The organism is Blastococcus sp. MG754426 (assembly GCF_021699055.1).
In the GTDB taxonomy this organism is placed as follows: Bacteria; Actinomycetota; Actinomycetes; order Mycobacteriales; family Geodermatophilaceae; genus Blastococcus.
The window spans coordinates 1-8,843 of the sequence record NZ_SSXC01000121.1 but is presented as its reverse complement, the minus strand read 5'-3'; the positions used below and the strand labels follow the sequence as shown (position 1 = coordinate 8,843).

The 8,843-nt window shown below is 75.3% G+C and carries 6 protein-coding genes and 1 tRNA gene; 6 read left to right on the top strand and 1 reads right to left on the bottom strand.

The genetic code is table 11. From position 1 onward, the window contains the following. Positions 1 to 1,078 (top strand): ABC transporter ATP-binding protein (locus tag E9549_RS21960; RefSeq protein WP_236828717.1); only part of this gene is annotated, 1,078 nt, incomplete at its 5' end. Continuing rightward, positions 1,071 to 2,096, top strand: a complete 1,026-nt coding sequence (locus E9549_RS21955; protein ID WP_236828716.1) for an ABC transporter ATP-binding protein — start codon at positions 1,071 to 1,073, stop codon at positions 2,094 to 2,096. The genes E9549_RS21960 and E9549_RS21955, both read left to right, overlap by 8 nt. 13 nt (positions 2,097 to 2,109) lie before the next feature. Here E9549_RS21955 and E9549_RS21950 read toward each other — a convergent pair whose 3' ends face one another. Continuing rightward, positions 2,110 to 3,369, bottom strand: a complete 1,260-nt coding sequence (locus tag E9549_RS21950; protein WP_236828715.1) for an MFS transporter — start codon at positions 3,367 to 3,369, stop codon at positions 2,110 to 2,112. A 256-nt stretch (positions 3,370 to 3,625) separates the two neighbouring features. Here E9549_RS21950 and E9549_RS21945 point away from each other — a divergent pair. The 4 genes from E9549_RS21945 (at position 3,626) to E9549_RS24375 (ending at position 8,748) form a co-directional block, all read left to right on the top strand. After that, positions 3,626 to 3,713, top strand: a tRNA-Ser gene (locus E9549_RS21945). A gap of 455 nt (positions 3,714 to 4,168) precedes the next feature. Next, entirely contained in the window at positions 4,169 to 6,433 is a 2,265-nt protein-coding gene (locus tag E9549_RS21940) for an immune inhibitor A domain-containing protein (protein ID WP_236828714.1), read from the top strand. A 354-nt stretch (positions 6,434 to 6,787) separates the two neighbouring features. Next, positions 6,788 to 7,633 (top strand): hypothetical protein, encoded by an 846-nt coding sequence (locus E9549_RS21935; RefSeq protein ID WP_236828718.1) that lies wholly within the window; start codon positions 6,788 to 6,790, stop codon positions 7,631 to 7,633. 68 nt (positions 7,634 to 7,701) lie between these two features. Then, positions 7,702 to 8,748: a diguanylate cyclase gene (locus E9549_RS24375; RefSeq protein ID WP_236828713.1), complete on the top strand. Its 1,047-nt coding sequence runs from the start codon at positions 7,702 to 7,704 to the stop codon at positions 8,746 to 8,748. The last annotated feature ends 95 nt before the right edge of the window (positions 8,749 to 8,843 follow it).

Here is an 8,843-nt window from a genome sequence, read left to right as displayed (position 1 = left end):
CCGCGGCGGCCGCCGCGGGGACGGGGGGTGGGGCGTGACGGAGCCGGTGCTGGAGGTCGAGGACCTGCGGGTGCGGCTGCGCACCCCGCGCGGGCCGGCCGACGTCGTCAACGGGCTGAGCTACACCGTGGGCGCGGGGGAGACCGTCGCCGTCGTGGGCGAGTCGGGCAGCGGCAAGAGCGTCTCGGTGCTGGCGCTGCTCGGGCTGCTCCCCGCCCGGGTGGCCACGGTGACCGGCCGGGCGCTGCTGCAGGGGGAGGACCTGCTCACCATGCCGCCCGAGCGGCTGCGCCAGGTGCGCGGCCCGGGCGCCGGCATGGTGTTCCAGGACCCGATGACGTCGCTGAACCCGGTGCTCACGATCGGCCGGCAGCTGGTCGAGGGCATCCGGGCGCACGGCGACGTCTCCAAGCAGGCGGCCCGCTCGCGCGCCGCGGACCTGCTGCGCGAGGTCGGCCTGCCCGACCCCGAACGCGCGCTGGACCGCTACCCGCACGAGCTCTCCGGCGGCATGCGCCAGCGGGTGGTCATCGCGATCGCGCTCAGCAACTCGCCCTCGCTGCTGATCGCCGACGAGGCGACGACGGCGCTCGACGTGACGGTGCAGGCGCAGATCATCGACCTGGTCGAGAAGCTGCAGGCCGAGCACGGCACCGGCGTCATCTGGATCACCCACGACCTGGGCGTGGTCGCGGGCATCGCCGACCGCGTGCTCGTCATGTACGGCGGCCGGTGCGTGGAGGACGGCACGGTCGACGACGTCCTGGAGCGCCCGGCGCACCCGTACACCCGCGGGCTGCTCGGCTCGCTGCCCGACCTGGCGGCGCCGGTGGGGCCCGACGGCGAGGTGCCGGAGCTCACCGCGATCCCGGGCCTGCCGCCCCCGCCCACCGACCTGCCGCCGGGCTGCGTCTTCTGGCCGCGCTGCCCCGTGCGGGCCGATCCGCGCTGCGAGACCGAGCAGCCGCCGCTGGCCGTGGTGCCCCGCGCCGCTTCCGGCGCGCCCCCGGGCGACGGCGTGGCCCTGCCGCACCGGGCGGCGACCTGGTGCGCCGAGGAGGAGGTGCCCCGTGGGTGACGTCCTGGTCTCCGCCCGTGGGCTGGAGGTGCACTTCCCCGTGCGCGGCGGGGGCACGGGCGGGGGTGTGCTGCGCGCCGTCGACGGGGTGGACCTCGACGTGCTGCGCGGGGAGACGCTCGGCCTGGTGGGGGAGTCCGGCTGCGGCAAGTCGACGCTCGGCAACGCGCTGCTGCGGCTGGTCCCGCCCACCGGGGGGAGCGTGACCTTCGACGGCACCGACGTCACCTCGCTGGACCGCCGCGGGCTCAAGGAGATGCGCCGCCGCGCCGGGATGGTGTTCCAGGACCCGTTCGCCTCGCTGGACCCGCGGCGCACCGTCGCCCAGACCGTCAGCGAGCCGCTGGAGGTGCACCGGCTGCGCTCGGGCCGGCGCGAGCGGGCCGCCCGCGTCGCCGAGCTGCTGGAGCTGGTGGGCCTGGACCCGGCGGTGGCGGGGCGCTACCCGCACGAGTTCTCCGGCGGTCAGCGCCAGCGGGTCGGCATCGCCCGGGCGCTGGCCGGGGAGCCGGACTTCCTGGTGTGCGACGAGGCGATCGCCTCCCTCGACGTCAGCGTGCAGGCCCAGGTGCTCAACCTGCTGCGCCGGCTGCAGCGGCAGCTCGGGCTCACGCTGCTGTTCATCTCCCACGACCTCTCCGCCGTCCGGCACATCTCCGACCGGATCGCCGTCATGTACCTGGGGCGGATCGTGGAGATCGGGCCGGCCGCGGCGGTCGGCTCCGACCCGCAGATGCCCTACACGCAGGCGCTGCTCTCGGCGGTGCCCGTGCCGCACCCGGCCAAGGAGCGGGCGCGGGAGCGGATCGTGCTGCACGGCGACGTCCCCTCGCCGTCGGCCGTCCCGTCGGGTTGCCGGTTCCGCACCCGCTGCCCGTACGTCTTCGAGCCGTGCGACGACGTCGACCCGGCGTTGCAGCCGGCCGGCGCCCCCGGCCAGCTGGCGGCCTGCCACCTGCACGGGGTCGAGGGCACGCCGGTCACGCGGACGCCGGAGGGCGTCACCGCGGAGCCCTGACGGGCGGGAGCGCTCAGACGGACCCGCCGACGAGCCGGGGCCGGGCGGCGGCGAGCCCGACGGCGAGCTGGGCGACGACGACGCCGAGCAGCAGCCAGAGCCCGGGCGCCCACCCGCCGGTCACCTCGTGCAGCAGCCCCACGGCCAGCGGTCCGGTGGCGGCCACCAGGTAGCCCACGCTCTGCGCGGACGCCGACAGCCGGCCGGTCTGCCCGACGTCGCGGGTGCGCTGCAGGATCAGCGTCATCGCCAGCGGGAAGGCGATGCCGGTGCCCACGCCCCAGAGCAGCGTCCACACCAGGGGGGCGGCCGCCGGGGCGAGCAGCAGGCCGGTGATGCCGGCGATCACCGGGAGCGTGCCGGCCAGCACCCACGCGCCCTGGCCGGGGCGGCGCGCGGCCAGCGGGGGGACGACGAGCGACGCCGGGATGCCCAGCGCGGCGGCGAGCGCCAGCAGCCCGCCGGCGCCGACCGAGGAGACGCCGGCCTCGGCCTCCAGCACCTCGGCCAGCCAGGTGAGCATCGCGTAGAACGACAGCGACTGGAGCCCGAAGAAGAGCGTCACCGCCAGCGCCACGCGGTCGCGCAGGACGGCGGTGCGGGCGCCGGCCGGGGCCGCGGGTGGGGGCGGCACCGCGCGGCGGGCCCGGGTGAGCGCGGCCATCCCCAGCAGCGCCGCCAGCACGGGGACGCCCCACAGCAGCAGGCCGGTGACCGCGCTCCCGCCCAGCGCGGCCAGCGGCTGCGCCAGCCCCGCGCCGATGCTCGCCGAGCCGGCCATGGCGGCGACGATCACCCCGAGCACCGCCGCGCTGCGGTTGCCGTACTCGGCGCGGGCCGCGGCCGGCAGCAGCACGTTGGCCACGGCGATGCCGCCGGTGAGCAGCACCGTGCCGGCGAAGAGCCCCGGGACGCCGGCCAGCCGGAGCACGATGCCGGCCGCCAGCGCGACGACGCCGAGCAGCACGGCCCGGTGCACCCCCAGCCGGGCGGCCAGGGCCGGCGCGAACGGCGAGACCAGCCCGAAGCAGACCAGCGGCAGCGCGGTGACGACCGCCAGGGCGCCCGTGGAGAGGGTCAGCTCGTCGCCGAGCTCGGCCAGCAGCGGGCCGACGGCGGCGAACGGCGCGCGCAGGCACAGGGCCACCAGCACGAGCGCGACGGCCGGCAGCGCCAGCCGCCCGGCGGTGCGCCGCCGGGTGGCGGTGGTGGTGGCGCTCACGAGGTGGCGGGCGGCGTGCGGGCAGCCGGGTGCCGGGGAGTGGCGGCGCACGACCGGTCGGTGACGGCGGACATCACGGTCATGGTGCTCCTGCGCGGAGGGCGCCGTGCAGCCGGCTCCGGCACCCCGGCGGCGGGATCAGGCGACGTCCACCGGCCGCCCGGGCCGGTGGGTCGCCGAGATGCGCCGACCCGGGCGCTGGGGCGGGGGGTCGCGCCCGATCTCCCGCGTCTCGCCGTCGGCGCGGACCGGCGACCGCGGCCCACCAGCGGCGGCGCGGCGCGACGCACTAGCCTCGACGGCGCCAGGAGGGCTCGCCTAGTGGCCGATGGCGGCGGTCTTGAAAACCGCTAAGAGGTAACCCCTCTTCGTGGGTTCGAATCCCACGCCCTCCGCGCGGTGATGGCTCAGGACATCGCGGACGCCCGGACCCACGACCCGTGGGTCCGGGCCTCCGTCGTGCGCGCCCCGTGCCGTCCGCGCTGGGCCCGGGACGGCGGTGACGACCTGCGGTGACCCGCTCCCGGTGAGCCCCCGGCGTGCCCGGGGACTCCCCGCACCGGCGTCGGCGACCTGTGCCGGAGATCTCAGATCCACCGCACTCGTCCCACGGTCTGAGACGCCCGGGGCTCGTTTCCCGGGCTCGCCGAACTGTTTCGCAAGGGTAAAGAAGCAGGTCGCCGCCCCAGTTCCCGCCTGGCAGGCGCGTGTCGGTGTGTGACCGGTCCGTACCGCTCTGTGGACAGAGTTGCGAGGCTCACCTAACGTCCCGGCCGACCGCCCGCGAGGGCCGCCGGTGGCTCCCCGCCGGTCGGCTGGACGGTCTTCCTCTGACCCAGGAGACACATCCTTGAAGAGAGCTCTGGCCGTCGTCGCCGGCGCCGCCCTGGTCATGGCGGTTCCCGTGACGGCTTCCGCCGCACCCCCCGCTGACGACGCCCCCGCGACGCCTCAGCGCGCGCACGACCTGCCCAACCCGCTCGCCGAGACGCAGCAGGAGCTGCGTGCCGAGGCGCTCGAGCAGGTGCTCACCGGGCAGGCCTCGCCGCGTGGCAACAACAAGGTCGTGGAGGTCGCCCCCGGCCGCTACGTCGAGCTGGCCCAGGAGGACAGCGACGCGATCTGGACCGTCCTCGGCGAGTTCAGCGACCTGCCGCACAACTCGATCCCCCAGCCCAAGCGGTCGGTGGACAACACCACCATCTGGACCGAGGACTTCTCGCAGGGCTACTTCGACAACCTGCTCTACAACTCCGCCCCGGGCGTGAACTCCGTGGCGAACTTCTACGAGCAGCTCTCCTCGGGCCGCTACACCGTCACCGGTGAGGTCGAGGACTGGGTGCAGGTGCCGGGCACCGGCGCCTCCTACGGCGACAACGACCTGGGCGACAGTGCCGTCTGGGGCTTCATCAACGACTCGACCACCGCCTGGTACGAGGGTCAGCTCGCGTCCGGGAAGACCCCGGAGCAGATCGACGAGTACCTCTCGCAGTTCGACGTCTGGGACCGCTACGACTCCGACGGCGACGGCAACTTCGACGAGCCCGACGGCTACATCGACCACTTCCAGGCCGTGCACTCCGGCGAGGGCGAGGAGGTCGGCGGCGGCGTCCTCGGCGACGACGCCATCTGGAGCCACCGCTGGTACAACCAGACCAACCGGATCGGCGCCGCCGGCCCGACGGTGGACGGCGCGGTCAACCCGCTCGGCGGCGCCCCGGTCGGCGGGTCGAAGTACTGGATCGGTGACTACACCGTCGAGCCCGAGAACGGTGGCGTCGGCGTCTTCGCCCACGAGTTCGGCCACGACCTGGGTCTGCCCGACCTCTACGACACCTCGGGCAACAGCGGCGGCGCCGAGAACAGCACCGCCTTCTGGACGCTGATGAGCTCCGGCTCCTACGGCAACTCGGGCCGCCCCGAGGACGGCATCGGCACGCAGCCGATCCACATGGGCGCCTGGGAGAAGCTGCAGCTGGGCTGGCTGAACTACGAGGTCGTGGCCCCCGGCGAGAGCGCGAACCTGCGCCTGGGCCCGTCGGCCTACAACTCCAAGGAGAACCAGGCCGCCGTCGTCGTCCTCCCCGAGAAGGAGGTCACCACCGAGATCGGCACGCCGTTCGAGGGCGAGGACTTCTGGTACTCCGGGTCGGGCGACAACCTCGACCACAGCATGCTGGCCGCCAAGCCGGCCGGCGCCGGTGAGCTGACCGCGTCGGTCAAGTACGAGATCGAGCAGGACTGGGACTACGCCTACGCGGTCTGGTCGACCGACGGCGGCAACACCTTCACCTCGATCCCGACGAACCTGTCGACGACGACCGACCCCAACGGCCAGAACTTCGGCCAGGGCATCACCGGCAGCAGCGGTGGCGAGTGGGTCGAGCTGACCGCGAGCCTCGCGGGCGTGCCCGACGGTGCGCAGATCGGCTTCCGCTACTGGACCGACGGCGCCGCCACCGAGCCCGGCCTGCAGGTCGACGCCGTGGCGGTCGACGGCGCCCCGGTGACGGAGTGGACGCTGGACGGCTTCGAGGTCACCACCGGGACGACGACGAACTCGTACTTCAACGCCTACATCCTCGAGAACCGGGCCTACACCGGCTACGACACGGGGCTGAAGACGGGGCCGTACAACTTCGGCGACCCGCGCCGGCCGAACTGGGTGGAGCACTTCCCGTACCAGGACGGTCTGCTGATCAGCTACTGGAACACCCAGTACAACGACAACAACGTCGGTGAGCACCCCGGCGCCGGCCTGGTCCTGCCGGTCGACGCCCACCCGGGCCTGCTCTACGAGCCGACCGACGACGAGGGCGAGGACCGCACCGACGGCGAGAGCTGGCGGCCGCGCGTCCAGTCCTACGACTCCACCTTCGGGCTGCAGCCGACGGACAAGATCACGCTGCACGACCCGGACACCGGCGTGGGCCAGAAGGTCGGTGGCCTGCCGGCCGTGCCGACCTTCGACGACACGAAGGACTGGTGGGTCGCGCCGGGCGAGCAGCCCGACGCCAACGGCTGGACGGGCGTCGACGTGCCGAAGACCGGCACGACGATCACCGTCACCGGGATGAGCGCGCAGGGCGCCCTCATGCAGGTGCGGGTCAACTGACCCGGTAGCGCACCACGCGAACGGCCCGTCGGCACCCGCCGGCGGGCCGTTCCGCGTCCCGGGCCCGGCGGCCGGCCCCGCCGCCCGCGCGACATGCCCGGGTGCCGCGCACGCCGGCGTGACCGGGGTCGCGTCAGACGCGAAACCGCAGGTCAGCGCAGTCCGTGTCGACATGGCGCCGGACCGGGCGAGGGGTCACCGCACGGTGGCGGGGCCGGTCGCAACGATCAGGTGACGGGCCTCCCGGAGCGGCGTCCGAGCCGCCGAGGAGGGGCTCGGTGCGCCGTAGCTTCTCCCGTGATCGCGGCACCTTCCCCGGCCGCGACGCGCGCACGGAGGAGTCCCCTGGTGATCATGGGCACGATGCTGCTGTGGCCGGCCGTGGCGGTGCTGGGCTTCCTGCTCTGCACCGCGGTGGTGGTCGCGCTCGGCGCCAGCTCCACCGCCCGGTACGAGCACGCCCGCGCCGTCGCCGGTGAGCAGGCCGGGCGGGCGGCCGCGCGCGCCTCGGGCACCCACCCCGCCGGCCGCCGCGTCGCCGCCGCCCCCGCGGGTGGCGGGCAGGCCCGGCCGCAGCCCCGGGCGGTCGCCGTCGCCGTCCGCCCCGCCGGGGCCCCGGCCCGCGCGGCCGTCGCCACCCCCGGCGCCGCGTACGCCTGGTGGCTCGTCGACGAGGCCGGGCAGGTGCTGGCCGGCCCGTTCGACGACCGCATCGACGCCGACTGGGCGGCGCTGTCCGGCGGGCTCGCGGCGGTCTCGGTCCACGGCGCCCGGCGTCCCGACGGCGGCGTCGCCCCCCGGCCCTCCCCGGCGGACCGGGCCTGGCTGGCCGAGCTCGGCGACCAGCTCGACCGGCTCCCCGAGGACTGGGACGCGCTGCTCACCGACACCGACCCGCTGACCACCCTGGTCGTGGAGGTCGCCGCGGCGCTGGTCGAGGCGGGGCTGCCGCTGCACGACGCCGCGGGGGCGGGGACCTCGGGCGGGGTCTGCCTGGTGCCCGAGACCAGCACCTGCGGGGTCCTGGTGAGCTGGCGCACCCACGACCGGATGGGTGTGCAGCTCTCTCGTGGGGAGGTGGCCCTGGAGGCGGTGCAGGAGCTCATGGACGCCGCCCTGGCCGACACGCTGGCCGAGCTGGGCTTCGTCGTCCAGACCTTCGGCGCCTCCGGCGTCCCGCTGGTGACGGCGGTGCGGTGACCGCGCCCCGGCGCCTGGCCAGAACGGGGGAGGGCACCCCTCCAGAGGCGCACGCCGATGCAGGGGAGGTGACCTTCCCGTCCTGCCTCCGAGCGCGTGAACCCCGTGCGGCCGCGCGGACGGCCGTCGTCGTCCTGGCCATCTGCGCCGGGATGCTGGCGCTGGTCGGGCTCCTGGGGCCGGCGGGGGAGGGGGGCGCCGGCCCGGCGGTCATCTGGGCCTGCGTGGCCGGGCTGGTCGCGGTGGCCGCGCTGTTCCACGTGGTCCCGGCCGAGCGCCTGGACCGAGCGGGCGCCTTCCTCCTGCTCGCCGTCGTCGGGGTGACGGTGCTGTGCGTGCTGGCCGTGTACGGCGGCGGGACGTCGACCCGCTCGCAGGCCTTCCTGGCGTTCGTGGTGCTCTACGCCGGCTTCCACCTCCGCGTGGTCGGCGCGGTGCTCGCGACCGTCGTCGCCGTGGTCGCCGACGCGGTGATGATCTTCGACATCGCCCCAGCGAACGGGGCCGTCACGGACTTCGTCTTCTCCGGCGCCATGCTCGGCGTGGTGGGCGGCCTGCTGATCCGCGCGACGGGCAACCAGGAGCGGCTGGTCGCGGCGCTGCGGCAGCAGGCCGACGTCGACGCCCTCACCGGGCTGGTGACGCGGCGGGTGTTCGACCAGGCGCTCGAGGAGCGCCGGGCCGCGTCCGCGGCCGGGGCCGGGACCGCGCTGCTGCTCCTGGACATCGATCGGTTCAAGATGATCAACGACGTGCACGGCCACCTGGCCGGGGACGACGCGCTGGTGCACCTCTCCGCGGTGATCAAGCGGCAGATCCGCGCCGTCGACGCGCTCGCCAGCCGGCTGGGTGGCGACGAGGTGGCGGTGCTGCTGCGCGACTGCTCCCGGGAGGTCGCGGCGCGCCGGGCCGAGCAGCTGCTCGACGCCGTGCGCGGGGCGCCGCTGGTGCTGCCCGACGGCAGCCGGCACACGCTGTCGGTGAGCGTCGGCGTCTCGCACGTGCCGGACGCGGTGGCCGACCTGCGCGAGCTGTACTCCTCCGCCGACATCGCCCTCTACGCCGCCAAGCGCGGTGGCCGGGGCCGCGTCGAGGTGGCGCTCGCCGGGGCCTAGCTTTCGCCTCGCCAGTCAAGAGCTGTAGCGGGCAGGGGGCATCGGGCCGGGTGCTTCAGCGTCCGGCCGTGGGGTGCAGCGCGGTGGTCGGGTCC

Excerpts from the sequence above, each read along its gene's own strand:
- E9549_RS21935 (WP_236828718.1), top strand. The coding sequence starts at position 6,788 with ATGGGCACGATGCTGCTGTGGCCGGCCGTGGCGGTGCTGGGCTTCCTG.